General features: G+C 45.8%; 24 protein-coding genes, 1 pseudogene and 1 riboswitch. Of the genes and pseudogenes, 10 read left to right on the top strand and 15 right to left on the bottom strand.

The window, feature by feature from the left end; all coding sequences use genetic code 11:
* Nucleotides 1-43: 43 nt before the first annotated feature.
* Together Psch_RS12845 and Psch_RS12840 are read right to left on the bottom strand one after the other, a co-directional pair.
* Nucleotides 44-2,452 carry a lanthionine synthetase LanC family protein gene (locus Psch_RS12845; RefSeq protein WP_190240569.1) on the bottom strand — a complete coding sequence of 803 codons (2,409 nt, stop codon included), beginning with the start codon at nucleotides 2,450-2,452 and terminating at the stop codon, nucleotides 44-46.
* Entirely contained in the window at nucleotides 2,445-2,909 is a 465-nt protein-coding gene (locus Psch_RS12840) for a hypothetical protein (RefSeq protein ID WP_190240568.1), read from the bottom strand. The genes Psch_RS12845 and Psch_RS12840 overlap by 8 nt, the downstream gene beginning before the upstream one ends.
* 1,920 nt (nucleotides 2,910-4,829) lie before the next feature.
* On the opposite strand from Psch_RS12840, the pseudogene Psch_RS12835 reads away from it, so the two are divergent.
* The 4 genes and pseudogenes from Psch_RS12835 to Psch_RS12825 form a co-directional block, all read left to right on the top strand.
* Nucleotides 4,830-5,166: pseudogene (locus tag Psch_RS12835) on the top strand (selenium-dependent xanthine dehydrogenase); the annotation flags it as partial.
* Between the two features lie 349 nt (nucleotides 5,167-5,515).
* Nucleotides 5,516-5,647 (top strand): hypothetical protein, encoded by a 132-nt coding sequence (locus Psch_RS21440; RefSeq protein ID WP_282432466.1) that lies wholly within the window; start codon nucleotides 5,516-5,518, stop codon nucleotides 5,645-5,647.
* 52 nt (nucleotides 5,648-5,699) lie between these two features.
* Nucleotides 5,700-5,861: a hypothetical protein gene (locus Psch_RS12830; protein ID WP_190240567.1), complete on the top strand. Its 162-nt coding sequence runs from the start codon at nucleotides 5,700-5,702 to the stop codon at nucleotides 5,859-5,861.
* 4 nt (nucleotides 5,862-5,865) lie between these two features.
* Entirely contained in the window at nucleotides 5,866-6,243 is a 378-nt protein-coding gene (locus Psch_RS12825) for a hypothetical protein (RefSeq protein WP_190240566.1), read from the top strand.
* A gap of 64 nt (nucleotides 6,244-6,307) precedes the next feature.
* Here the strand turns inward: Psch_RS12825 and Psch_RS12820 are convergent.
* A protein-coding gene (locus tag Psch_RS12820) for an IS3 family transposase (protein ID WP_190239463.1) occupies nucleotides 6,308-7,457 on the bottom strand; the annotation gives its coding sequence in 2 pieces (ribosomal slippage) (nucleotides 6,308-7,187 and nucleotides 7,186-7,457; 1,152 coding nt in all).
* A gap of 16 nt (nucleotides 7,458-7,473) precedes the next feature.
* On the opposite strand from Psch_RS12820, the gene Psch_RS21790 reads away from it, so the two are divergent.
* Entirely contained in the window at nucleotides 7,474-7,788 is a 315-nt protein-coding gene (locus tag Psch_RS21790; protein ID WP_345789094.1) for a DUF6338 family protein, read from the top strand.
* Between the two features lie 249 nt (nucleotides 7,789-8,037).
* Here the strand turns inward: Psch_RS21790 and Psch_RS12810 are convergent, their stop codons facing one another.
* Nucleotides 8,038-9,450 (bottom strand): DUF6179 domain-containing protein, encoded by a 1,413-nt coding sequence (locus tag Psch_RS12810; RefSeq protein WP_190240564.1) that lies wholly within the window; start codon nucleotides 9,448-9,450, stop codon nucleotides 8,038-8,040.
* The gene (locus Psch_RS12805; protein ID WP_190240563.1) at nucleotides 9,451-9,942 is read right to left on the bottom strand and encodes a DUF6323 family protein; all 492 of its coding nucleotides are present in this window, start codon (nucleotides 9,940-9,942) and stop codon (nucleotides 9,451-9,453) included.
* A gap of 530 nt (nucleotides 9,943-10,472) precedes the next feature.
* Between Psch_RS12805 and Psch_RS12800 the strand changes: the two genes are divergently transcribed.
* The 5 genes from Psch_RS12800 (at nucleotide 10,473) to Psch_RS12780 (ending at nucleotide 13,947) form a co-directional block, all read left to right on the top strand.
* Nucleotides 10,473-10,760 carry a type II toxin-antitoxin system Phd/YefM family antitoxin gene (locus tag Psch_RS12800; RefSeq protein WP_190240562.1) on the top strand — a complete coding sequence of 96 codons (288 nt, stop codon included), beginning with the start codon at nucleotides 10,473-10,475 and terminating at the stop codon, nucleotides 10,758-10,760.
* Nucleotides 10,761-10,763: 3 nt separating this feature from the next.
* On the top strand, nucleotides 10,764-11,072 hold the full coding sequence (locus tag Psch_RS12795) for a type II toxin-antitoxin system RelE/ParE family toxin (protein WP_190240561.1): 309 nt from the start codon (nucleotides 10,764-10,766) through the stop codon (nucleotides 11,070-11,072).
* A gap of 165 nt (nucleotides 11,073-11,237) precedes the next feature.
* The gene (locus tag Psch_RS12790; protein ID WP_190240560.1) at nucleotides 11,238-12,251 is read left to right on the top strand and encodes a tetratricopeptide repeat protein; all 1,014 of its coding nucleotides are present in this window, start codon (nucleotides 11,238-11,240) and stop codon (nucleotides 12,249-12,251) included.
* Between the two features lie 274 nt (nucleotides 12,252-12,525).
* Nucleotides 12,526-12,615: riboswitch (cyclic di-GMP riboswitch) on the top strand.
* Nucleotides 12,616-12,757: 142 nt separating this feature from the next.
* Nucleotides 12,758-13,111, top strand: a complete 354-nt coding sequence (locus Psch_RS12785; RefSeq protein ID WP_243124098.1) for a hypothetical protein — start codon at nucleotides 12,758-12,760, stop codon at nucleotides 13,109-13,111.
* Entirely contained in the window at nucleotides 13,111-13,947 is an 837-nt protein-coding gene (locus Psch_RS12780) for a CBS domain-containing protein (protein ID WP_134220213.1), read from the top strand. Before Psch_RS12785 ends, Psch_RS12780 begins: the two co-directional genes overlap by 1 nt.
* A gap of 42 nt (nucleotides 13,948-13,989) precedes the next feature.
* On the opposite strand, the gene Psch_RS12775 is transcribed toward Psch_RS12780, so the two are convergent.
* From Psch_RS12775 to Psch_RS12730, 10 genes are all read right to left on the bottom strand, one after another.
* A complete protein-coding gene (locus Psch_RS12775; RefSeq protein WP_190240559.1) occupies nucleotides 13,990-15,051 on the bottom strand; it encodes a DUF3231 family protein in 1,062 nt (353 codons plus the stop codon).
* A gap of 160 nt (nucleotides 15,052-15,211) precedes the next feature.
* The gene (locus tag Psch_RS12770) at nucleotides 15,212-16,045 is read right to left on the bottom strand and encodes a metallophosphoesterase (protein WP_190240558.1); all 834 of its coding nucleotides are present in this window, start codon (nucleotides 16,043-16,045) and stop codon (nucleotides 15,212-15,214) included.
* A 303-nt stretch (nucleotides 16,046-16,348) separates the two neighbouring features.
* A complete protein-coding gene (locus tag Psch_RS12765) occupies nucleotides 16,349-19,330 on the bottom strand; it encodes a heavy metal translocating P-type ATPase (protein WP_190240557.1) in 2,982 nt (993 codons plus the stop codon).
* 100 nt (nucleotides 19,331-19,430) lie between these two features.
* On the bottom strand, nucleotides 19,431-19,763 hold the full coding sequence (locus Psch_RS12760) for a metal-sensitive transcriptional regulator (protein WP_134218609.1): 333 nt from the start codon (nucleotides 19,761-19,763) through the stop codon (nucleotides 19,431-19,433).
* A gap of 145 nt (nucleotides 19,764-19,908) precedes the next feature.
* A complete protein-coding gene (locus Psch_RS12755) occupies nucleotides 19,909-20,427 on the bottom strand; it encodes a hypothetical protein (protein ID WP_190240556.1) in 519 nt (172 codons plus the stop codon).
* Nucleotides 20,428-20,525: 98 nt separating this feature from the next.
* Entirely contained in the window at nucleotides 20,526-21,041 is a 516-nt protein-coding gene (locus tag Psch_RS12750) for a sporulation membrane protein YtrI (RefSeq protein ID WP_190240555.1), read from the bottom strand.
* Nucleotides 21,038-21,361 (bottom strand): YtrH family sporulation protein, encoded by a 324-nt coding sequence (locus Psch_RS20975; protein ID WP_345789083.1) that lies wholly within the window; start codon nucleotides 21,359-21,361, stop codon nucleotides 21,038-21,040. The genes Psch_RS12750 and Psch_RS20975 overlap by 4 nt, the downstream gene beginning before the upstream one ends.
* Nucleotides 21,362-21,905: 544 nt before the next feature.
* Nucleotides 21,906-24,317, bottom strand: coding sequence for a dGTP triphosphohydrolase (gene dgt, locus Psch_RS12740; protein ID WP_190240553.1), 2,412 nt, complete (start codon nucleotides 24,315-24,317; stop codon nucleotides 21,906-21,908).
* Between the two features lie 269 nt (nucleotides 24,318-24,586).
* Nucleotides 24,587-24,730 carry a hypothetical protein gene (locus Psch_RS12735; RefSeq protein WP_190240552.1) on the bottom strand — a complete coding sequence of 48 codons (144 nt, stop codon included), beginning with the start codon at nucleotides 24,728-24,730 and terminating at the stop codon, nucleotides 24,587-24,589.
* A gap of 30 nt (nucleotides 24,731-24,760) precedes the next feature.
* A complete protein-coding gene (locus tag Psch_RS12730) occupies nucleotides 24,761-25,267 on the bottom strand; it encodes a nitroreductase family protein (protein ID WP_205079553.1) in 507 nt (168 codons plus the stop codon).
* Nucleotides 25,268-25,377 lie beyond the last annotated feature (110 nt).

The raw sequence follows: 25,377 nt of genomic DNA, 5'->3' as shown, positions 1-25,377 counted from the left end.
CTTTTGGATAGCAACAAGAATACCTCGCCTTTGGTTTGCCTCACTAGATTCTTGGCGCCACCTCAAATACTGGGTGCAGTGCATCTTCTGGATACTCAAGTTCGCGAATTGCAAGAGCCACGCCGAGCTCACCCTTATATAGGCTGTTCTCAAAAGCTCGATCACCGTTCAAATTTACTTGCGAGACGGCGCGCATGGCGCGCTCCTTCGCGCGGTACAACCATGCCGGGTCTCCCGAATGACGATACATGCTAAGCAGGGCAAAAACGCGACCTGCCTCGCCACAACAGATACTCGCGCCTCCGCCCGCGAAATCGAAGGTGCTCCAGGCGGCCTTGATCGCCATGTCATAGTATTCTCGCGAACCTAAGATCCGATGGGCGGCATTCCACAAATGAACATGACCTGGGGCTCCATGGCACCAGCCTCGCATAACCTCCCGGTATGTGGACCTTCCCTCTATAGGCCAAACTAACCCCCGACCTTCCGGGAGGCATAGCGACGCAAGTTCGAAGAGCCGCCGCTCAACACTTGCTGGTAGAGGCGCTCCGGCCACTTCTGACCACATCAGAGTTGCATACAGGAGTCCGGCCCATCCGTGAGCAACTCCTGTATATCTCACACTTGACTCATGTCCGACTGGACCACAGCGATCTAGCTTCTCCCATACGTAGCGCAGAATTTTGTCCGCATGAGTATCTAAATCGCTCGATGCTTTAGAGGTAATATCGGATTTGCCCTCGGTGTTTTGGAGCGCGCGGGCTAGAAGCGCCGATCCAATCAATACACTTGCACACCCCAGCGTCGGGTCAATAGCCGCGCATGGTCGGCCTGTGAGCTGGATAAAGGCACGAACGGCCATTACGAGTCCGCTTAAATCGTTCCGCGCTTCCGCGACCAAGCCGCGCATCAGTGCGATACCGGCGTCCGTATGGAATGGTGATATTTTGCCAATCACGCCTTCTGTTGCTCCGGAAGAAGGGTCGTAGATTCCGCGTTGGTGTGCCGCCAACTGGCCAGCTCGTTCCGTCCACTGATCGGCAGCAGCCAACAGGTCAGGGCTGGCGGACAATATCGCTATGCGGAGTAAATAATACGCAATTCCCGCCGCTCCGGTCATTATTGTCGCGCGTGGTCCTGCTGCGACGCCCTGTGAGTAAATTCGTTGACCGACATGCAGTCTTCGTTCGACCTGCGCCACAAATGGTGCAGACGCGCAGGCCGAACTCCGGGACATTTCCGGAACTGGTAGTTTTGGGAGAATATTGAGTTGAGCGATGCGCGTGGCCATATCGGAGGTAGAGGTGAATCTCAAGGCTGGGTCTTTCGACAGCGCCTTGACGAGAATCTCTTCGAGTTCAGGCCAAGCTGGAGTGCCGTGCGCTGTAAATGGAAGTGGAGTTAGCTCGACTACAGCTTTCAGGAATTCGCCTCGCTCCTTTGGAAAATTCAGGTAAGCGCAACCTGTTGCTAACTTATAACATAGTGCCGCCAAAGAATATTGCTCGGACTGTATTGTTGTCTCTGGACGAGGCCCATCGTCGAGGAGCGCCTGTGCAAGTTCCGGGTCCATGTACTCGGGCACACCACCGCGAAGTAGCTTCTCCCTTGGTTTGCCAATAAATTGCGCAAGGCCAAAATCGATTAGGCGAGTACGCCCATCGCTGTCGACAATAGCATTCTCAGGATGTACGTCACCGTGTAGTACCCCACTGCTGTGGATCGATGTATAGGATTCCAGCAGGCTGACCAGCAGCTGGTGAATCTGACATCGTGCGACCTTGGCCGGCCCCTCATAGTGTGGTCGGGCCGCCGCCGTAATGGGCACGCCGATGCACCACTCCATCATCAATACGTGTCGGCTACCTTGCGCCGTTAAATCGATGAAGGCTGGACTAGGTGAGCCGCCGAGGTGCTGCAGGATGCAAGCCTCAGCGCTTAGGAGGGCGCCAGCGTTCGGAGTAGAACGTTCATCAAGTATTTTCACCGCGAGGTATTCGCCAGCGCTTGAGCGAGCTTGATAGACTTGAGAGTCCTCGCGGACGCGCAGGCAACGCAGCAGCGTCAATCCAGCCAAGTTTGCGCCGTTCGAATACCAGGGATTCAGCGGCGTTGCCAATAGCGACCCTTCGGGAACTAACCATTTTGCCTGAATGAAGCGGTTGAGCGGAGGCCAGACTTCGTCGAGCAGCTCTTGCGAGTCCTTTTCCGCGCGCTTTCCGTAAGCTATCACTGCATCCACGATGCGTGTTCCGCCACGGAATTGATCGAGTAGTTGGGCTAGGGCGTCGCTGACGACCGATGAGGGGCTCCTCGAGCCTGGACGGGTCAAGATCCAGTCGTCTTTGTCAAACGCGATGCCAGTAAGGCGTTCCTGGTTGATATCTGTAACTCGCGTCAACTCGACGTCAGACGGAAGTATCAGCTTTTCCGTTATGTCCACATCAATCACCTGGTCCTGTTTTCCCGAATAGGGGTTCAGTCGGCATCCAGCGGTCAATATCCACGCCGGTAGTCTGGAGGCGAAGAAGAGCCGCTTCACATGCGCGTTCGCCACGCAGTCCTTGTTGCCGCGACTGCCAAAGTGCTCCAGCAATCCTGTCTGCGAGCCACGTACGCCAACTTTCCGATAAGGATGCCCCCGGACCACCTGAGAGTCTTGGGGGATCCAGCCCCCAAGACAGGAGCCCATTGCCGCCAAGCTCGGCTGTGAACGGGACTCCGTGACTTGGGACTCCGTCCAACCTCTCTTGAAGCCGGTCGCCAAGTGAGAACAGGGGAGCCGTGGACTCAAAGTACACAATGAACTTGTCAGGGCGGAGAAGACCGGAGAGGTCATTGCAAACTTTCCAGCCTAAAGCGTCTTCGAGATTTAAAATGTCATTGAGTCCGCTCTCCAGACAGTCCACAAAATATTCTGGCTTTGGGCTAATGTACAGCTTATATACTCCGAAATCATCCGCGCTCTTTGACGTGAGAGTAGATCGAGTATAGGTCGACCACGTTGGCCCTAAAATCGAAGCGTTCCACGTATGAGGGGGAACGAGAGCAGATTGGATGATAGATTCAATGCGTGCCTTAATGTCCTGCCTAGTCCAGCGTCGACGCCATCTTGGCCCGACCGGGATTCGGTTGTAGGCGTATAGCCGATTAGATATCATTACCGGGCTCGAAAGCTGTAGGGCTTCGGCATACGCGATCGCGTCGAGAGACATACGCATCAAATTACCTTGCGGTAGGGATGGCTTCGAACGCTTACGCATAGGCATTGCTGCCAAGCCAGTTCTAAAGGTCCCGTTCGCCTTGACCTCCAGTATCTCTGCGGCGACTAGATCCCAGAGCTGAAGCTCGGCAGCTCCCGAATTGCATTCACTCGGTAGGGGGCGCCCTATCGCAAGATCTCGGAAGAGCTCGGCCGTTTCGTGGCCTACTAGCTTGATCGTTAAAGTGCCTGGCGCTTTCGGGACAAGGACGCCATAAAAAGAAGGGTCGGCCACGACTGAACCGAGCTTTGCACGCTCATCCTGATTTAGTTCGTCAAAACTAAACAGGGCGTAACGCGGGTTCGACCTATAGATCATATCTCCGCTGTTCCAGACCTGCCCAATTGGAGTCGCTCGTTACCCCTCCTCTGAAGTCCCCGAACGCAGGAGCGTGCTCTTCTGTTGCCGCACAGTCTCGAGTGCTTCAGCCAGTCTCCGCTCGACGAACTCTGCCTCTTCAAAGCTCTTCGGTTGGTTCTGTTCTCGCGTCGCGGCCTCCACCGCCTCAACCTGGGCCAAAGCAATCTGAAGCTCGCGCTTCAACGAGGCTAAACTTTCCGCGCTAGCAGCAAGCTGCATTACGGATGTTAGAGGACACGTGAGAGGACCACAATTGACTGTGGGTAGAGGACAGGAGATAATAGAACAAGAGCCACAGTGAGGTCCGGCCATAACATCGTCGCGGAGAACAGTGATCATAAGGTCTTTAAACATGAAACGCATCGTAATCCTCCTTATTAGTAACGTCCTGTGGCAGACAGTCTTTGGTCTGCCAAGCTGTGACCTACGGGTCTTAACTATTCTGAGCAATGCTGTATAGAGTTCCGAGAGGATGACACGACAGTCCGTGTTACGTCAATTGCGATTTTGGAGAATGGTCCTGCGTCTTGGAATAGCCGGACAGTTTTTGTGCGCAGCCAGCCTCGATGATTGATGCAGGGGCGGCGTAAGTGGGGAGGGCCAAGCTGTTCGGCTCGTCCGACTCGGTGCGACCCCCTGGCCAAGCGCTCGCGGTGGCCCGCGTAGGCCGGACTAACCTCCGGGAGCGGCCGCATCATTGTCCGATGTTACCCAGCGGATCGCCTCGGAGACCGCTTCCTCGCCGAGTCGTCGAGTTGAGCGCCGATGTCCGCAACGGCCTGCCTCTCTCCACGACGCGACTAGAGCCACGGGTGGCGCACTACAGACTGGTGGCAACCGTTTGAACTAGTTGCAGAAACGGTATCGCGCGCGGCCCGCATCAAATGACCGGAAGCGCTGAAACTGCCCAAAGTGAGAATTGGCTCGCCCTCTATGACTCGGTATAGCCTTAATAGGGTTAGAGCAGGCTCAATAGTTCATCAGTAAAATTGTCTCCATTTTAAACTGGGATATGCACTATTCTGTAATAAAAATTATACTACAGCTTATAAGCTGCCCATGATTCCCTACTTTCTCGGGCTAAATGGATTGGATGACCAGTATTGATGCCTTTAAGCGTTTTGTTAACAGGGATCAAATCTGCTTTGGAGCAGATGTAGTAACGGAAAAGAATTGGCTAAGAGTATATCAACAGCGCATGCGGGGATAGGAACCAGCTTGCCACGAATTGACGCGCGGGAAAAAGTACTGGGAACAGGCCAGTATGTTGATGATATGCATTTTAAAGATATGCTGTACGGCGCCATGCTGCGGACGAAATATCCCCGGGCTTTGGTAAAGAGCATTGATGTGTCGGCGGCCCGTGCCTATCCGGGAGTGGAAGCAGTGCTGACGGCGGCAGATGTGCCGGGTGAGCGCTACGGGGGGGGTATTTTTAAGGACTGGCCGGTCTTGGTGGCCGCCGGCGAAGAAACCCGATGCAGTGGCGCTGGTGGCGGCCCGCTCCAGGAAAATCGCCCGCGAAGCGCTGGCATTGATCAAATATGTCTAATAACTTACACTTTTCTTTTATCTTCAAGCCATGCCGCTTCAATAGCGGCCGGAAGATGGTTATGAAATCAGGACTTTCTAGTATGAGTATACGCAAATAAACCGGGACTCTACTTAATTAGACTGAGCATGGCAGTAGTCGCAGCCAGTGTAATATAGTTTCGGCGGCCAGCCACTGTAATAATTCACCGTCGAACTGCGTCTGCCCGAAAATCTTGACATATTGGATACCATGAACAACGCTGACCGAAGATAGCCATTGTTATGTTGCGTATGGCGCAGGTTTGCCTTTGTTTAATTCAGGCCGTAACTGAAAGTGCAAGAGAATACTTGGGGAGCTAATGAATAAGGCCTTTATGGAACTGGTGAACATCTTTGTTGGACATGCCGGTGATGACGCTTTAGTCCTGGTAACTGGTTATTCATATTTCTTGGAAAAGGACGGTTTGAAGAAGACTTCTACCCTACAATAATGGTTGATTTTAGCCTTCTTTAAAGGTAATATTAACTAAAGGAGGTGTTTTTATGGATCAGGTTGAAAGAAATTCTATCAGAATTATTGAGACCTATGTCAAAAAACATCCTGCTAAGAGCAAGCAGACGGTAGAGGCGTCCCGTCCAAGTTTAAAAAAATCGCCTGAAGGGATAGTTTCTGACCCCAAAAAGACTGCTAAAGCAGCCGGATAAAAACATGTCAGAGATTAAGCTGGATTCTTTATTTTTTAGCCTGTTGCTGGTAATACCTGGTTTGCTGTCACAATTAGTATTTAACTCAATGGTGTCAAGAGGGAAAAAGCCGGATAGCCGTCAGTTGGAGTTGTACCAAAGCTTGCTCCATTCGATGGCTATTTACGTGATAATCTACCCCTTGATTGTTTTGTTTTTAGGGGCTGATGCAGTTAATATCCAGGCGTTAAAAAGATTGGCGTTGAAAAATAACTGGACTCCGTTATTATCCGTATTAGCGGTTGCTGCTGTTAGTATTTCCTGGGGGTTGGCTTATTCCAAGTTTTACCGCAGCAACATGCTTGACAAGTTTTTACGACGCTTCGGAAAAGCTGTTGTATAATGCCCCCCGTGTCAAGAACACAGATATAAAAAATTAAGTTTTCTCCTTCCCATGTTGATATGTATCAAGCAGCTTCATTGAGCTTGCTTTTGAGGTAATAGGATACTGGGCTGGCGCCACCCAGCGAAGAATGAGGCCGGCGGGTGTTGTAAGTCTTCATGTAGTCATTCAGCATAATTCTCAACTCTCGAGGTGTTTCGTACTCACTTATGTAGATTCGTTCATATTTCAAGGTGCGGAAGAATCGTTCCGTTCTGGCATTATCCAGACATTGGCCCTTGCCATCCATAGAGATCTTTACTCCATTATCTTCCAACAACTTGATGTAGTCTGGATTAGTAAAATGGCTGCCCTGGTCAGAATTGATAATTTCTGGCTTCTGGCAACTTAGAGCACGCTTTAGACATCTCAGGACAAAGGATTTATCCAATGTACTTGACAGCTCGTAATCTACAATATAGCGGCTATACCAGTCGATGATGACAAACAGATACATGAACCCTTTCTTCATGCGCAAATACGTTATATCCACACCCCAGACCTGGTTTGGCCTGATGATTTTAAGGTTGCGCAGCAGATAGGGGCGGATATATTGAGCATGGTAGCGTTTGCTCAGATTGGGCTTGGGATACAACGTATAAATACCCATATCACGCATAATTCGGCGAACTCGTTTTTTGTTAATCACAAGTTTATGTTCTCTTCTGAGAATGGCCGTGATGGTACGGTAGCCCCAGGTCGGTTCATCTGTATGAATTTTATCAATCAACCGCATGATTAATAACTCCTCATCACTAATTGTCCTGACGGGAGGTTTCCTATATGCGCTACTCCGATTGAGCCCCAGCAACTCAGCCTGACGCTTTACCGTGATATTTTTATGGCTAAGCTCAACAAAGGCCTTACGGTCGTTTACGGTTGAGGATTTCGTCAGATTTTTTTTTAAGCCAGTCAACTTCATATGTTAACTGACCAACTTTACGCTCCAGTTCTGCCACATGTTGTTGCTCTTTTTCAAGAGCCTTTTCGGCTTCTGAGGGGCCTTTCTTGAACACCTCCGAAGCTCGGTCTACAAATTCCTGCTTCCAGCGATTGACCATCACAGGATGAATGCCATATTTAGACGCTATCTCATTGACAGTGGCTTCTTCCCGGAGAACTTCCAGGACTACCTTGGCTTTAAACTCGGCTGAATACTGATTACGCTTTTTCATGCTCCCATTGTAACTTATTTTTATTATCCTGTGTCTCACCTCTTGGGAGCATTATATTGAACCGCCAAATATCTTCTTTCGGTTGTTTTCAGGGGAGATAGCCAACAGTGGTTACTGGCTTACGATCCGGATCGACAGTAACACCTACCTGGAAGGGTACCTCGACATGGATTCAGTGGGTACCAGTCCCCGGGAAGTATACCTTAAAAATGTAGTATATTTGGACTCAGAGAGGAACGAGAAGCTAAGTTTAGGAGAGGATACCGGTGTTGTTGTAAACCTTGATGAGTATAACCTGGTAGAGATCACCGAAATACCATTGAATAATTAGCAGTTGATTTGGGAAGAAATACTTATTGGTGATCTTCTATGGACGAAAAAAACGATAAAAAATCAGAAGTAAAAATCATTGATACATACGTTAAAAAGCATGAGCCTCCGCCTGAGGGTACTCGTCCATCGAGCCAGGACAAGGGGCAATGTTATCTATAAAATGGTTTTGTGCCTACTGGTTCACTATGCAAATAAACCGGCATTCACGGTGTTGGCCTGCCCTTTAATCCACATAGGCTGCTCTATACTAATATTGTTGCCGGAGTTCTACTGCCAGTTGGACAATGTTTTTATAACGGTTAATATCGCCGGCTTCAAGATAGCGTATAAGTTTTTCTTGCCAGTAGAGTTCATTTTCTGTGCGGTGTAGATGATCAGTAGATAAAACTTTGTCATTTGATAAAGGCGAATCATTTAATAGGAATGACGAGAGAATTGCCAGCTCATAATCTCCCATCCGTTTAAAGATGGCTGTATATTCATGGCCAAAAATACAATCAGCACCGAATACATCTGTCAAATCTTCAATATTATGAATCTCCCTTTCAATTATATCAGCCTTGCCTTCACCATCTTGACATTCCATCAGTTTGTCAATCACTGCCCGGAGCTGTTCGTCACTGAGTTTTTCCCCTGGTTCATAATATAGCGTGCTGGAAGTAAAGGTTTCTATTGTAAGTACTATTAGAACTGAAAGGGAGTTTTCTTTAACAGCCTTTATTAATTGCGGGCAGAACACATCGGTAAATGGCTGAAAATACTGCTGCACAGCAGGATTTGTAATATCAAGCTGGGTAAAAACTGTATTCATAGCTCCCTGCAGCATTTCGGGAAATTGTTCCTCAGTTAACATTTGCATGCGGCTTTCGAGTAAGTCACAGTCATCTTGGTTAATAGTCAGAATATCTGCTCTCCTGCCGCTTAAAACTAAACACAGCGCGTTTTTCAAGATTAACTCAGAAATATTGATAAGCGGCTGGGTGCAATCCAAGCCGTATTGCCGGCCATAGCCTTCTAAAAGCAAGTTAATATCTTCCGGATTAAAATGGCTGCACAGTTCATTTTCAAGTTTCAAATGCTCCAAATACCGTTTAATATAATTTATACCTGTCCAGCCAAAATCATCAAACAGCAAAGGATAATCGATAGAAGCTGCCGTATTCTGGGCATCAAACTTAACGTCATAACTCTGGAAAAACTCCCCAAGGCCTTGATTGATGGTATCATTATAAGCAATGATGGATACTGGAAGTCTTGTATTTTGCACTTCCTGCAAAAGATTCTGTGCTAGTTCTAAATCACATTTCACAAGTTCTAAACCCTGTTTATATATCTCAACTATATTTATTTGTTGTATAGCCTCAATAGACTGTTCAAGGGATGAAAGCTTCATGAGATAATAATCAATACTGTAGAGTAAGGATTGCAAAATACCTTGGGCTGTTTCAGTTCTTACAGAACTACTTTCGTATTTGGTATATTGGGAAATGGCTTCACCTAACATGGCGATAATTTGTGCCTGTATTTGTTCAACTTGAGCCCCTGTCAGCATTTTTGTGCGCAAACCTTCGTTTAAGAGAGATAATGTTAGTTGATGGTAATCAATATTTTCCGTTTTAATCTGATTATTTTTGATTTGTATAAGGCTACGGTTTTCCATTTAAAACTCCTCCTCATCTAGAACTTCATCATCAGATTCATCCATATTGGCATAATCAGGCACACCAAAACGTAAATTCCTGGCCAACTTTTCTAACTCTCTGTGTTTTAAAAGTTCTAATGAGCCTCTGCAGCGGTTTTCATAATAATTTCTCATCAACTCAATTAACTCATCATCGGAGATTAAATCCAGCGTCTCGTTTTTCATGTAGTAAAAGATTTCCAAAAGTTCATTTAGAGTATCTGCATAATCTTGCTGATTAATATAGGATGAGTGGTAAAAGGTGGTAATCATTTTTCTTATGGTCTCACTGCCAATTTCTATTCTCCCGTTTTCCCGAAGGGCTTCGCTTCGGGTTTCTACTAATTGGACAGCGTCATTATATGTCAAGACAAGTCCATATTGGGTTGAATGTTCATTGCACTTTATAATTTGCTCAATTTCTGTTCGGGTGGAAAGTATATCAAATGGCAAAAGCGAGTGTAGAACCATTGAAAATCCTCCTCAACAAAAAATTCTATACAGTATTGACAGCGGCAACAAATTGTGATATGATTATATGGGATTTTATAATTAAATCTATTATACTCGCAAATTTTATTGTACCGCTGATCCGGCAATAAGTCAACGGTATTTTATTTATGCATTTTTGTATGATAATGGTGTACTGTTTCCGGCATAGTAACCATTTCTGCTCCAAAACTATAGCGAGGCAGCTTGCTTGACGTTGTTTGATTTGAATAAGGCGATTAAAAAAGGTTGGGTGCTTTGACTCTCAACCTTTTTCAATAATTTTTTATGGATATTTGCCAATTGCCTAACTCTGGCCGAGTGTAGTTTGCAGGAAAATTATTATCTCCATTTCATACTATCGGGTCAATGAGTTCTTTAAATTGCTATGGTATCCCACTGATATGGTCTTGCCGGCAAATAATATAAACCCGTAACAACAAAAAAGGGATTGTTGCAGGTCTTTTAAATGTCCTTTATAATTATTTTAAAAAGACTTTGGAGGCAATCTTATGGAAACCCTGGATTTGACTACTGATATTCAGCCAGTTACCGAATTCCGCGCCAATACTTCTGAAATTCTTGAAAGCTTAAAGAAAAACCGCCGTACGATTATTTTGACGCAGCATGGCCGGCCCGCCGCCGTGCTTGAGTCTGTGGAAGAGTACCAGCGAAAATTGGAGGAGTTGCGCTTTATGAAGGGACTTGTGGCGGGGTTGCGGGACATTGAGTCCGGGCAAGTTGTAGAAGGGGAAGATTTTTTCCAGGGCTTAAAAAGCAGAATGGCTGATGGTAAATAGCAAATGTTTCAGAAAAGGTTTTTTCTTACTAAACAGGGTGCTTTGGATATCCAGGAGATAACGGAGTATATTGCCCGGGATAGCATGGAAAATGCGATTAGGTTTGCGGATGAGCTTCTCGCCGTATGCCGGAGTATACCGGATTTCCCGGATAGGGGCAGGATAGTACCGGAAGTAGGGCATTCCCAAATCCGGGAGATAATCCACAAAAATTATCGTCTGGTTTATACGGTTCGTAAGGAGAAAGTATTTATTCTGCAAATTTTTAATGCTGCTAAGCTCTTTCGTATGCAAGACATTGATTTTGAATAAAGCAACCCGTACTTTCTTATATTTACAAAAAAAGGAGGAGCGATTTTAGCTGAAATATTCTGCAACTCCTCTTTTCATGCAGGTTTTTACTTTTTTGAGCCCGAATAAAAATAAGAAAGGCAACAGGGAAGTGAATTGTCGACAACTTAACTTTGGAGGTCAGTCATGGAATACGAAAAGATACTTGCCAGGATCACCAGCGGGTTGACCGGAAACAGTGAAAAAGATGTACCATATTTAAGGGAACAGGCTGATATCTACAAGTCTCATGAGCTGTCAAAGGATATTTTGCGCGCCATAGGAAGGCTCCTGTACGATACTTTGCCTGAAGAGCAGAAGGTACCGGTCGCATCAGATTTCTACAAAGATGGTAAACGCATAGACGTATTGTATGATGAGGTTAGATACCTGGTTTCAACAAAACAATATAAAAAAGCCACAGTCATGATGGACTCTTTGATCCGGTTCTGTGAGGATTTTCTTGAGGCAGATCAAGAGAATGATTATTTTAGCTTTAAAAACATGTTTCAAGCATATCTTTATCAGCATTTTTTCAAGCCAACGAAAAACTTTAAACCGGCGCCCTATGATTTCAGTGATATGTATATCATCCGCGGATTCCTTTATATGCAGGAACATAATATGAAGGCTGCCATACAGGCGCTGAACCAGGCGGTCAGGTGCAACCCGGTAAATTTATATGCATATTTTCAGCTGGCAGAAGCCCATAAGCTGACCGGTGATCTTGATGAATATCTTAATTTGACCAGGCAGGCGCTATCCTTTGCCACCACCAAAAAAGAGATAGCCAGGTGTTACCGAAATATGGGCTTCTATTTTATTGAAAAAGAAAACTATGCTGATGCCATCAACATGTACCATTTGAGCAGTGATTTTGAAAAAAACGATGCGGTGGCCTCCGAACTGTTCTATATTTCTCAAAAAACCGGCAAAAAAATAGAGTCCCCTGATCAAGAGGCGGTGCTTAAAACCATACAGGAGCACTTCATCCAAGTCGGCGCCAGCGAGCCCGTGCTGGGAATTGCGGCAGCGCTGGGCAAAAAGGCTTTTGAAGATAAGCAGTTCGATATGGCAAGGTATTGCCTGGGATTGGTCTATGACCTGAGTGAAGATAAAGAGGCTAAAGATTTGCTTGATAAAATAGCGCAATTAAATTAATAGACTTCACGAAAGAGATTCGGGCCGGGGAAGGGGGATAATCCCCTTCCTGTGGGTACCGGCTGATTATTGATAAATCGCATAAGTTTTAATAAGCATTAATGGCCGCAAGACCTACGGAGGCTTCCCACAAAGTTCCATGACGTTTTTAATGAGGATTGCGTTTATCTGCGCTAAGCGACAGACCCGAAGACAATTTAGATTCAGGACTGTTGATAAAAGTATATACATAGTTGTATAATTTACTAAATATTTTCGGAATAATATACCAACTGTTTTTAAAGGACAGTCCGCTCCGAAAGGGTGGGACGCAAAGCTATGAGTCTCTATCATTTTTGGCTGAGGTGATTGTCTGGTTGCAAGAAATGGTCTGGTAATTTCTTTTTTTTTACGCCCTTTTCTAGAACAGCTCAGGAAGGGGTATGTCCTTTGCTAAACGAGCTTAATAAGTTGATGAAGGAATTAAATACTTTGTTTAAAAATAAGAGAAAGGGGGTGTTTGCAACTTGCATACTGAAACTGTTGATCCCGGAAGAAAAGCACTATTTTCAATGAAGATAAGCGAGTTTGAGATTCCACCAATTCAGGATGTGTTGCTGATCGGGAGGAGGGCTCCCATAGGCCCGGAAGCTGTAAAGAGAACGGTAGATTTAATGTGTCCTGGTCAGTACGAAATAAATATTATTGAAGAAGGGCCTCTGGAAGCGGTAGTTGTCCGCAAGTCACTATCAAGAATGATCAGTAATGAAAGATTACTGGATATTATTTTAGGTGAAGCAAATAAGGTCGCATCTGAAACGACTTTATTAAAAGCGCATGTTGACATTGTACTTGCAATTAATCTAGAGGTGGAACTCTGATGTCCGGCATTTCTAATTATATGAGGACCCCTGTCATTACGGTTGATATTCTGGACAGTGTCGCACAAGCCGTCTTATTAATGGAAAAAAACTGTGTTGGCGGACTTCCGGTTTTGGAGGACGGTAAACTGTGTGGAATTATTACCTCAAGAGATACCCGGCGTTCTCATATGAACCGTATTGTGGCAGACGCTATGTCCAAAAACCCGGTATGTATTTGTCCAAACACTTCACTTTGGGATGCAATTAATCTAATAGAAGAAAAAAAGGTTGAAAGGTTGCCTGTAATAGAGAACGGCAAACTAGTAGGGATTGTCACTAAAAAAACCCTTCTGACTGAGGCAAGTAAGCATGAAGATACGTTAACCGGCCTTAAAAAAACAATTTATTTAAGGTACCTTGTGGAAAATATTATTAAATATGGGAAGGAAGCAACAATTATCTTCTTCGATATCAATAATTTCGGAGATATCAATAAAAAGTACGGTCACGTCAGGGGAGACACCTGCCTGAAGATTATAGGAAGATTACTTTCGGAAAGTACGGAAAATGGTGTTTACTTTCCCGGGCGTTATGCGGGTGATGAATTTATGGCGGTTACCACGGAAGATATTGAATGCTCTAGAGAATGGGCCATTAAGATAATTAACAAAATAGAAGTATCAACAAAAGAGCGTGGAGTACCGATAACCATTGTTGCCGGTATAGCAAGAGGACATAGGGTCGGTACATCAGACTCTTATCTTACTACTGCTGTTGATAATTTAATAAATATGGCCAGCCTGGCCAGTACCCTTTCCAAAGAGAAGGGTATACAAATCACATACGTAGAGTAAATTGAACCCGATAATCCTTATCTAAATAAAGCCCTTTTATTTTTAATGTTTTGGCTCGTTTACCAGTTCCCTGCGATCTACAGTTCTGGGCGGCTCTTCGTACCAGCCGTTGTCAATAAGGATATTGATACCGTCTTCAAGATAATTGGCCACTTCAGCCAGAGCTTTTGTGTAATGGCCCGCTAAGTCATGCCGCGGGCTTGTTGCCATTGACGCGGCGTAGTTTAATATACCGGCGGAAATAATCAGCGTGGTATGATACATCATAAACTTATCTGAAAAAACCGGGGTTGTTGAATCCGTAACCATGAAATCCCACTGCACTGGATCGGGCACATCTTCACGGGTTAGAGATGAGCTGAAAGTATCTATTAATCTGCTTGACAGGTTTACTCCCCGGTCCATAAATTTTCGTACCTGGCCGGATCTGGCCGTCTGTCTGAATCCCATTAATAACCTTTTGCCGATGTTATTGGTGATAATGCCATAAAAAAGCGCCGATATTTCCTGGGCTAGAAGACTCCTTCGCTCACCCAGGAACCCGCCTAAGAAATTTTGTTTCTTTACATAATCGACTTCTTTTGAAGTGGTTACGATAGGCGGCCTGATATATATGCCTTTTGATAATAGGAGGTTAACCGTATTGTTATATAGGTGGATGCTTGAATTGATACAATGATCATAGAAATCACGAATATCAGCGCGCCCGGAGGTTACAAAAGACAACCCGTTTATCCCGATCGCGATTTTATTCGCGTTAACCATATAATAGAGGTAATAAGGATCCGTAAAAAGCCGGGGAGCGTTCAGATTCACGTCGTTATCGGTAAAACCGGATGGTATGGGCAGGTTTTCATTATTAAAGAGTTCAATAACCCTGTCTACTCTCTTGCTGCATATATTAACAGCGTCCTCCATTATCATCCTTACTTCATTATCCTCAGTTGTCTGGCTGAAGTGTTTAAAGATCCAGACAAACATCGTATAATGCATATACGTATTCCAAAGTGCGGCGAGTTCTGTAGCATTTAAAGGGACGTTGTCAACTATATCGATGGCTCTCGACTCCATTTTACCGGGATCATAATAGGTTCCCCTCATCATATAGCCCTCCGGATTGAATATTAGTGTTAGCTTTCCCTATCTGCTTTTAGATATTCAGCGCTTGGGTTCTTTTTTCGAGCCGAAGGGTGCGTCAATATTCCTGAAGCGGCCATCTTATAGCAAAAACTGTCCAGTTCGCGGTTAGCTTACTGGAATGCTTTCAGGGAAGGTTATGCGCCAGCGTAATAATTGTTATCTCGGGCCGGCACATGAAACGGACCGGAAGAACTGTTGTCCCCAATCCTCTATTGGTATAAAGTATTAACTCATTTATCTTGTAAATACCGGAGTGGTATTTTCTCCCCAGTCCCGTGGTGATTACCGGACCAATGAACGGAAGCCGTACCTGGCCGCCGTGGCTGTGGCCGGAAAGCTGTAAACTTACCGGAAATTTGCTGATTGCATCAGCTATATCGGGTTCATGCGCCAGTAGAATGTTGCAGGCGGCTTCAGGTATTCCATGAATAGCTGTTTCCAGATTAGGCTTGCCTTTCGAAATGCTGTCAAGCCCGGTTAGAAATAACCTGTCACCGTCTTTTTGTATTGCTGCATGCTTATTGATAAGCACGTGAAAGCCGCCCCGTTCCAAACCATTGATCACATGATTTGGACCTGCCATATAGTCATGGTTTCCCAAAACAGCATACTTTCCAAAAGGAGCTGTCAATTCTGCCAAAGCTGCAACCCCTGACTCAAGCGCCTTCAAGGAAGAAACCGAGTTTAGAAAATCACCGGTAAAACAGATCGTGTCCGGGTTCAGTTCATTAACTACCTTTACAACTGATGATAGATCTTTTCCCGAAAAGAAAAAACCCAGATGAATATCACTAAAAAGCGCAATACGGAATTCCGAGAAAGATGCCGGCAGTCTGTTAAGTGGAATTCGTAATTTACGAACATCAAGCCAAAGTCGTTCGATTAACTTCGAATAAAGCACACATCCCGAAAAACCGGCGGTTGCCGGTATCCATTCCAAACTAAATATTTCTCCCATTATATATATTCCTCAACAATACTTTAGAAGTTAAACGATGTTTTAACCGGCTCCATGGGACAATAATGAAAAACCATATGATTTCCACTCCTTATTTTACCGGATTTTACTTTCCGCAAAATCCCCTAATTATATCAGGTTGAAGCGCAAGCGCAGTGTTATGTCCATCTATATGGCAAAGGTAGTATGAACCGGCAGATTATATATATGCAGGGAGCTTTATGAACTTGAATCTAAGGACATTTATGAAAGGAGGCGGCGCGTGATCTCCAAAGAGGTCCAAGCAGCAGCGGGAAAATAAGCTTAATCGATTAATTTCTTGCCGTATCCGCTAAGGAGCAGGGAATTGGTCACCACGGATACAGAGGAAAAGGCCATCGCCAGCCCGGCCCATTCCGGCGGCAGGAGTTTTCCGGTTATGGGATAAAGGACGCCGGCTGCCACAGGAATGCCAATCACGTTGTAAATCAAAGCCCAGAAGAGGTTTTGTTTGATTTTATTTAAGGTTTTCCTGCCTAAGCGGATCGCCCTTTCCACATCAAGGAGGTCATTGCGCACCAAAATAACATCGCCTGTTTCCTTGGCCACGTCGGTGCCTGACCCGATGGCGATCCCGATATCGGCTTTAGCCAGGGCGGGGGCATCGTTAATGCCATCGCCGACCATGGCCACTTTGAGCCCTTGTTCCTGATATTTTTTCACGGTATTGATCTTATCCTGGGGCAGGACCTCGGCGGCAATCTCATCAATACCGGCCTCCTGCCCGACTACATGGGCCACCTTCTTATTATCCCCGGTGATCATGAAAGTCTTAAGGCCCAGTCCGTGCAGGCGTTTGATCGCTTCCCTGGCGCTCTCTTTAAGGACGTCGGCCAAGGCAATCAACCCGATAGCGCGGCCGTCAAGAGAGACAAACATCGTCGTCTTTCCTTCTTGCGCCAGGCGCGTGTATTCCTCTTCGACAGCGCTTACATCTATCCCGTGTTTCCGCATGTGCTTGATATTGCCTATAAGCAAAGGCTGCCCCTGGTAAGAGCAGGCTATCCCGTAACCGCTCTCCTCTTGATAATCCTTCACTTCCAAGATTTCTACTTCTTCTTTCCTGGCGCGACTTGTGACCGCTTGAGCCAGGGGATGGATGGAGGGGTTTTCTCCGGCTGCCGCTATTTGTAAGAGGCCTTTTTCTTTGAAGGGATTAACCGCAATGATATCCGTAACCTCAGGAGTACCTTTTGTGAGTGTCCCGGTCTTGTCAAAACCGATGGCCTGTAAGCTGGAGATGGCTTCCAGCACCGCTGCGGATTTAAAGAGAAGGCCGCGGTTAAGGCCGACGCCGCTGCCGACCATGATGGCCGTCGGAGTCGCCAGCCCCAACGCGCAGGGACAGGCGATGACCAACACGGCAATCGCTGCTGTAAAGGCGAAAACAAAGGTACTGTGCAGGGCAAAATACCAGATCAGGAAAGTGATCAGGGCCAGGGTTACCACTGCGGGAACGAAATAATTGGAGATCGTGTCGGCCAAGCGCTGGATTGGCGGTTTAACCCCCTGGGCGTCCTCCACCATTTTGATAATCCCGGAAAGCACCGTGTCTTTGCCTGTTTTGGCAGTTTGCACTTTAATGCTGCCGGAACGGTTAATGGTAGCCCCGATGACAGGATCCCCGGCTCCCTTGTCAACGGGAATGGACTCCCCGGTCAGCATGGACTCGTCGATGCTGGCTTGTCCTTCTATAATCTCGCCGTCAACCGGTATTCTTTCACCGGGTTTAACAATTACAACGTCGCCGGTTTTTAGATCAGCCGCGGCTACTTCCTTTTCTTCGCCGTTTATCAGCAGGCGCGCTTTATCGGCCTGTAACTCCAACAGCCGTTTTAACGCCTGACCGGCGCGGCCCTTTGCTTTAGCCTCCAAATATTTCCCGAAACGCACAAAGGTAATCAGCAAAGCCGACGTGTCAAAGAAATTTGGCCCTTCGAAGAAAAGGTTGGGAAAGAACATGTGCAAAGTCGTCATCAGACTATACCCGTAAGCGGCTGTAATCCCCATGGCAACCAGGACATCCATATTTGCCGAGCGATTTTTCAAGGCGTGGTAAGCGCCGCGATAAAAGGTCCAGCCCGCCGTAAACTGCACAATGGTGGCCAGGGTGAGGATCGTATACATTGTGGGCCTCGACATGGGGAGAAACATGAGCGGCATAATAGGCACAGATAGGATCACACTGAAAATGAGCCAGTTGCGCTCTATGATCGCACTGCGATCGTCCGGGTCTTCGTCCTTGTTCTTCAGGGGAATATAGCCGGCGTCCCTGACCTGTTCAAAGACATCATTTAAAGTTAATGTTTGGGGATCAAATTCTACAGTCACCGTCTCATTGGCAAAGTTTACTGCAGCCATGTGTACACCGGGAGTACTTTTTAGTTTCTTCTCGATGGTCAAGGCACAATTGGCGCAGGTCATCCCGCTTACTTTAAATTGCTGTTTGCCGCCTTCACTATCCTCACTTTGGGCCCCATAGCCCAGGTCTTTAATCTTGGCCAAAATATCCTCTTGTGAGACAACAGAGGGGTCTAATTCCAGCGTTAACTTTTCTGAAGCAAAATTAACCGCTGCAGATTTCACCCCCTTCATCTTGCCCACGCCTTTTTCTATTGTTAAGGCACAGTTGGCACAGGTCATGCCGCGAACTTTAAACTGCTTTTTTTGAGCATGGTCGCCCGGGTCAATTGAAGGATTGTCACTGACAGTCTCAGGAAGTATCAATGGGTCAGGCAGCCCGGCTGCTTCTGGTGGGGGTTGTTCCGCTGCCGCTTCTACTGGAGCAGGCCTGGTCGAATATCCGGCTTCTTCAATCGCCTGGGTTATGTCTTCCGTACTAACCTGATTTCTGTCAAAATCAAATAGAGCTTTGCTGTCAGCCAAAGAAACCCGGATATTTTCCACACCCGGTAATTTCTCAAGCGCTTTGGTCACCCGCCGTACACAGTGCTCGCAGGTCATGCCGTAAACAGGGATCGTGATTTCTTCCTGGCCTGTCGCGGGAAGGGGGATGTCGGTCGAATAACCCGCTTTTTCAATCGCTTCCCGTACTGCTGACAGGTCAAGCTGCTCCGGAGCAAAGTGAAAAGTCGCCTTGGCGTCTGCCAAAGACACCTGAACGTCAGCCACACCAGGAAGCTTCTCCAAAGCTTTGACAACCCGCCGTACACAATGTTCACAAGTCATACCATAAACGGGGAGTTTTACCTGCGCCAAAGCCACAGTTTCTTCAGTATTAGCCATCGTATCACCTCCACACCATGATCGAAAATTTGGCCGTTACCTCAATCACCTTAGTTTTTGCTCTATCTCAACGAAAAAGCAGATAAAATATGCAGCCGTCCTATTTTATCAGTTTGAAGATAGTTTTTAGAACTTCATCTACCACTTGTTCATCACCGGCCTGAAGCTGTTCTGCAACGCAGGATTTCATATGCTTTTCCAGTAATAGCCTGGCTACTCCATGCAAAGCCGACTGGGCAGAGGAAATCTGGTTCAAAATATCATCGCAGTATACATGCCGCTCGATCATGCCCCTGATGCCGCGCACTTGTCCCTCAATCCGGTTCATCCTGCTGACAAGTTCGCGGATGGTTTTTTCGCTATGATGGCTGCGCCGTTCGCTGTTTCCCGGACTCTCATGACAAGCAGGGCAGGGGACTTTGGCCTCGTCCATGTAGACACCACCTTTAGTGAAATAGTATGGCAAGGTCCCGCAAAATTATAGTATACCCCCCTATGGTATTTTGTCAATTCATTCTTATTAACAGTAACAGGAGACTTAGCAAAATGTTTCCGGCAGGTATGCAATTGCCCCGGCATCAACGTGACCGGGGCTTTGTTTTGACGATCTTTTCGTGTTCTTCAGCTATTTTGGGGTAATAGTGTTTGATTAACTCCCTGACCGTTAAAATCCTCCTTCTCACCTCTGTGCTGTAGAATAAAACCATTTCCCGCACCGGGGTTTCTCCATTGACGAGCAAGGCCAGGTTGTTTATTTTTGCGGCTTCGTCATGGTTCACTATCCAGCGGTAAAGCTCCATTATTTCATATATCAGCTTTTCATGTCTAACCGGGCTAAAAAAATTATTGCGCAGCATTATTTCCAGGTTGTTTAAGCCCACTCTAAAGACCCAACGGTCGCTATCAATGAATAAGTCCTTATCTTCCATGCAATGCGTCTCGTTTAAAAACTGAAGCAAGATGATCTCCTTAAACTTTCTGTCTTTACATAAATCACTGGCCCTGAAAAGCGACCAGGTTAAAACACCGCCGAATAGGGCGATCAGTATATGATTATAAGCAACGATCGTTTCCAGCAGGGATTTGATGAATTCCAAGATGAACACCTTTTTTTAAGCAATTAAGAACCATTATCCCCACGTTTCTTCATTCTTATCACTGTTTATTGCTTTTCCAGGAGTCACCAAACTGGTTCTCAAAACTCCGCATCAGGTTCGGAGGGTTGATTTACCGGCCGGGTTAGTTTTTCTTTTTTGGCTTCCACGTATATGATTATATTTGTGTCGATTACAACCAGCTGTACTTTTAATTGATAATTGGCGCCTTCAAATTCGACTGCTCGATTATCTATAATCTGAGGGACAAGTGAATAGTTCAGTTTGTCTACCTCTTGTCCCTTGACCGGCTCCAGCCACTGCCGTACCTGTTTTTCCAGGACCAGGATGGTGTTTTTTTCTTCAAGCCTGGCCATATTCTCACCAAGAATTGAGATGTGAGGCTCAATGCCGGTTACCACTTTTTTCTCTTTTTCTCCCAGACTTTTCTTTAATTGATTCAACTCATCCCGGCAAAGTTCCAGCTGCTGGCTGAGAAGTTGATTATTATGTGTTATTTCGTCTACCTGCCCACCTAGAGTAACGGTTACAAGCACGCCTCCTGCCACCATACCCAGGAAAAATAGCGCCATCAAACGGATAGCCTGATTTTTCATTTCCCTTCTCCGGCTATTGCCAGGACGATCAAGTAACCTAAATGGGTTCCTGCCATGGCGCTTACGATGTAAAAGAGTTGCTTGATTACCGCTATAATTTCACCTCTAAAGACACCCGACTCCAAAATCTCTATGGTTGAAAAGGTTCCACCGATAGCCGCCACCACTGCCCATATCTTCATTTCTCTGGCCAGCCTGAGCATGACGCCGAGCGGCGGCTCCCGCACCATCACCGCCGCCAGGGAGCCAACCAGTGCAGCGCCGAGCAATACACCCATGGCAGTAAAGAAAATAAGGATAAAATTTTTTTCAAAAGGCACCAATCTCTCCTCCTTTTCCACTACCCCCTGTACATTAAAAAATTCGCTTTTCTGACGAATTATCTTGGTTGCATCCTGGCAGGGGCTTATTATTAGCCTATTAGCAAAATTTGTGAATATGACCTGTTTGACGATACCACAGCACGGAAATAGTGCTCTACCGGACGAGCGTTGTCCTGGGGGGACAATCCAATGGCCGAATAAGTCTAAAACACACGTGAAATAAATAAGCCGCCAATGGGCGGCTATATCTTTGATACCTGCGTATAAGACTACGGCTTGCCTCAAGCCTCTTGGATCGCCTTCATCGGGCCATATCACGCACTTTCCGCACATTATACATTTTTCATGATCGACAGTTGGCGCGTCACAACCATGCTGCAGTAAAGCTCCGGCCGGACAAACCCTGACGTATCATTATAAATATTGCCTATCTGTGACAATGTTACTGAAGGATTTTGGTTGACGGGATATGATAACAGCAAGACCAAAGCAGGAAGGTGATAATAATGTCTGCTGTCAATCTCAATCGAAGTCAAATAACTTATGAGAAGAAATATGTTTCATCGTGATGCTCTACCTCACGGCCGGCTTCATTCAACCTGTTATATTCGTTGGTGATGAACCTGTCGGTCATACCGGCGATGTGCTCGATAATCCTTCTGATTAGGCAAAGTATATTTGCTTCACATGTCTTTAATGCATCAAAAACCGTCTCCGGCAAAGGTTCCTTCTCGCGCTCTACAATTGATTTTTTAATATAATTGTCAATCTCGTTAGTTACAGCGTCTTCGCCGAGCGGTTTATATGCCCGTAGCCTTGACCAGACTCTTTCGTGCATAAGTCTGGGATTTTTATAATATAGCTCGAGCAGCGCCGTAATTATTTTGTTTCCCATATAATTCATCCTGGCAATACGGTATCCGTTGTGCAGTCTTTCACGTATCAGCTTCTTAAGGCGATAGTCAAGGGAAGCTGCATAGTTGTCATAAATTATGACCCTGTTTATGTCCGGGTACCTGCCCTTTTTACGAAAAGTACAGCTGCCGGTACATCCTTGAATAGGGTAATTTATGTATTTGCAATTTCCTGTCCTGACACCGGGACATATCTCTTTATATCCGGTGAAGTAAATTTTTATTTGTTTTAATGGAATCCATTCTCCTGTATCTTTATCTTTGTCATTATCGTCAAAAACGAGTTTAACATACTCCGTTATTTCCGGATCTTCGAATTTGTTGAGCCAAATGACTTTGCTGAGCTTCCGGTATTCTTCGGCATAATTTTTCACCAAAACAGGGAGATTCGCGCCGTTAGTTTCCAGGATTTCTTTGTATGATTCATTCATGAATTTCCTGAATTGACGATTTGCTTCCCCGTTTTCGCCTTGAAACTTGAAGCAGTGGAGCTCATTAGGCCTTGCTTCATAATCAAAAAAGTCCCCTTCAGTAATTATGATCCCGTCAACAACTGCAATGATAACAAATATTTTTTCATTTACCTGGTTTTCTGGTTTAACTTGGTTTTCTGCTGTCTGGTCATTAATATGTTCCCGAATCTCTTTACTGATGTCGTAATAATTCGTTGACTGGTACCCGGCATCCAAAGCCATCTGTATACGCCAATAAGAATGCTCAATAATGTTGGCAAGCAACAGGCCCCGGAGAAATGCAATATAAATATATGAAGGCAGTTCCTGTTTTTTATTATCAGCTTTTTTATTATCATCGCTTTTAACATTATCGATAATGCCTAGCAGCAGCTCCAAATATTTTAGTATTCTGCATTTTGATAGCCATTGATCTTCTTCTTTCATTGCGTTCAAGTATTCTTCACTTCGCCACATATGCAGGACAAATGCAAGGTTTGCAGCAAGTTCAAATTTGTTTCTGTATTCTTCATCCTCTTTGTATTTTCTGTTTATCTCATTTTGCATTTGCTCAACAATTTCTTTATTTTCATAGTTGAAATAGGCAGGCAGGTTTTTATCACTCTTACCTATCATCTCCACTATTTGGTGAATAAAAATCTTTGGAACGCGGATACTTCCCTGCTTTAAATGATGCTCTAAATAAGTATTCGTTTCATCATATTCAAATATTTTTTTTGATAAAAGCGCATCAAAGTATTCTTTAATAACGGCGCCTATATTGTTCTTATTAAGAATTCTCGATCTCAGTCCATCCTCCAGATCGTGGATCCTTTGCGCCAAGTCATCGGATATTCGGACAACTTGTGCTTCAAGTGAACCAGGGAAAAACAGTCCCAGATCATTTTTATCTTTCATCATTTGTTGAACGGCTGCTTCAAAGTTTTCATCGAAGGTTGAATTGCGGTGAATGTGTCCTCTAAAGCCCATACCGGTGTGGGTAAGAAGACCTTCACGAACGCCTTTTGTAAGATTAATGCCCCAGCCGAAACGTTCGGCGTCAGTCCTTCTGTCCCAGTCATATCCAGGCTCCAGGTAATCCACATTTTCAACAGAATGATAATTATGACAAAAGCAGTAATTCTGGTTGAATTTTTCGTCGCTATTTTTGAGCCAGTTATTTATTGCCTTTTCCGCTTCGTGGCCATAGGGAGCGTGTCCAAGATCGTGCCCCAGCGCAATTGCTTCAACGAGGTGCTCATTCAGCCGCAGGGACCTGGCTATATGTCTGGCGATTTCCGATACTTCCAGGGAGTGTGTCAGGCGTGTCCGGTAATTATCGCCTTCATGTGTGACAAACACCTGGGTCTTGTATTCAAGCCTCCGGAATGCCGTGCTGTTGGTTATTCTATCCTTATCTATCTCAAAGGGGGTTCTATACCGGCTGCGGCTGCCATGCCGGTCCAAATGATGCTCCGGAGAATCACTGTTAAACCGCTCTGTATACCAGGGGTCATCGCTATGCACGGCATAAGGGGCAAGGTTCTTTTTCTCCCATTCAACCCAAAACTTGCTGTATACACACATCTTTTTTATGGCGCCTCCCATTGGTAGCTGTTGTAACCGGCAAATGCCGTATAAGTGAAACTTTTATCTAAAGTATATACCATTATATTCCTCCCGAGTCAATAAATTAATGAAATTGCTTAAACTATCAGCTCTGCAGCCAACCGTCCTTTTAACACCCGGACAATCAAAAGCAGCCGTAGATTATGCTTTCGGCTGCGTTATGAAAATATATTAACATAATCGGGTTCATAAAACCATTGCCGTGACAGTAAGGCTTCAAAGCTTACTTACTCATGCGGGGCCAATTCAGCAATGCGCTGGTCCGGGTTATCCCTATTTAAGCCGCCATGACAGCAGATCACTGCCGCAATATCGTACCGGGTGAGCTTTTTGAGTGGTTGAATTGCCAGGTCGTTTTCATTTCCATCCATCTCCCCATAAACAATTTCGGCCTGAATGTCTTACCAGTGATTGCGGTGTACCCTGGCAGCATCGTAGCGTGAGCCGGCGCTCTTTACCTCAGCCGGAAAGCCGAGCGCAATCGCCGAAACTGGAATCACATGTTCCGGCAGCCCCAATAACCGGGTCAAACCTTTCATGCGATCGTCTCTGGGGTATACTCCGAGCCAGCATGCTCCTAAGCCCTTGTCCCGGGCAGCCAGCAGGATGTTTTCCGTCGCCGCCGCACAGTCTTGAACCATGTAGCTCGAACCGGGATACTTATCACATGTTCGGTCCGCGCAGACGATAATCGCCACGGGCGCCTGCTTCAGCATTTGAGCATGTGTATGAATTTCAGTGATGCCGTTTAGCAGGTTGCGTTCCGTAATGACAACAAAGTGCCAGGGGCGTTCGTTTCCAGCTGACGGGGCGCACATGCCCGCTTCCAAAAGTTCGGTAATGAGTTCTTCAGGAATTGCCTGGTCCGTGTATTTCCGGATACTGCGCCTGTTTAAGATTGCCTCCACAGCATTGTCTCCCTTCATTTCAAATCATTAAAATACTGCTGATTTTCATTCTCTGTTGGTGCGTGGAAAAGCATGGCTAAGTATTTATTCCCACTAATTAGCATTATACC

This window comes from Pelotomaculum schinkii (genome assembly GCF_004369205.1).
GTDB classification, from domain to species: Bacteria; Bacillota; Desulfotomaculia; order Desulfotomaculales; family Pelotomaculaceae; genus Pelotomaculum_C; species Pelotomaculum_C schinkii.
Note: the sequence above shows the minus strand (reverse complement) of the source record. Positions and strands in the feature narration are given on the sequence as shown.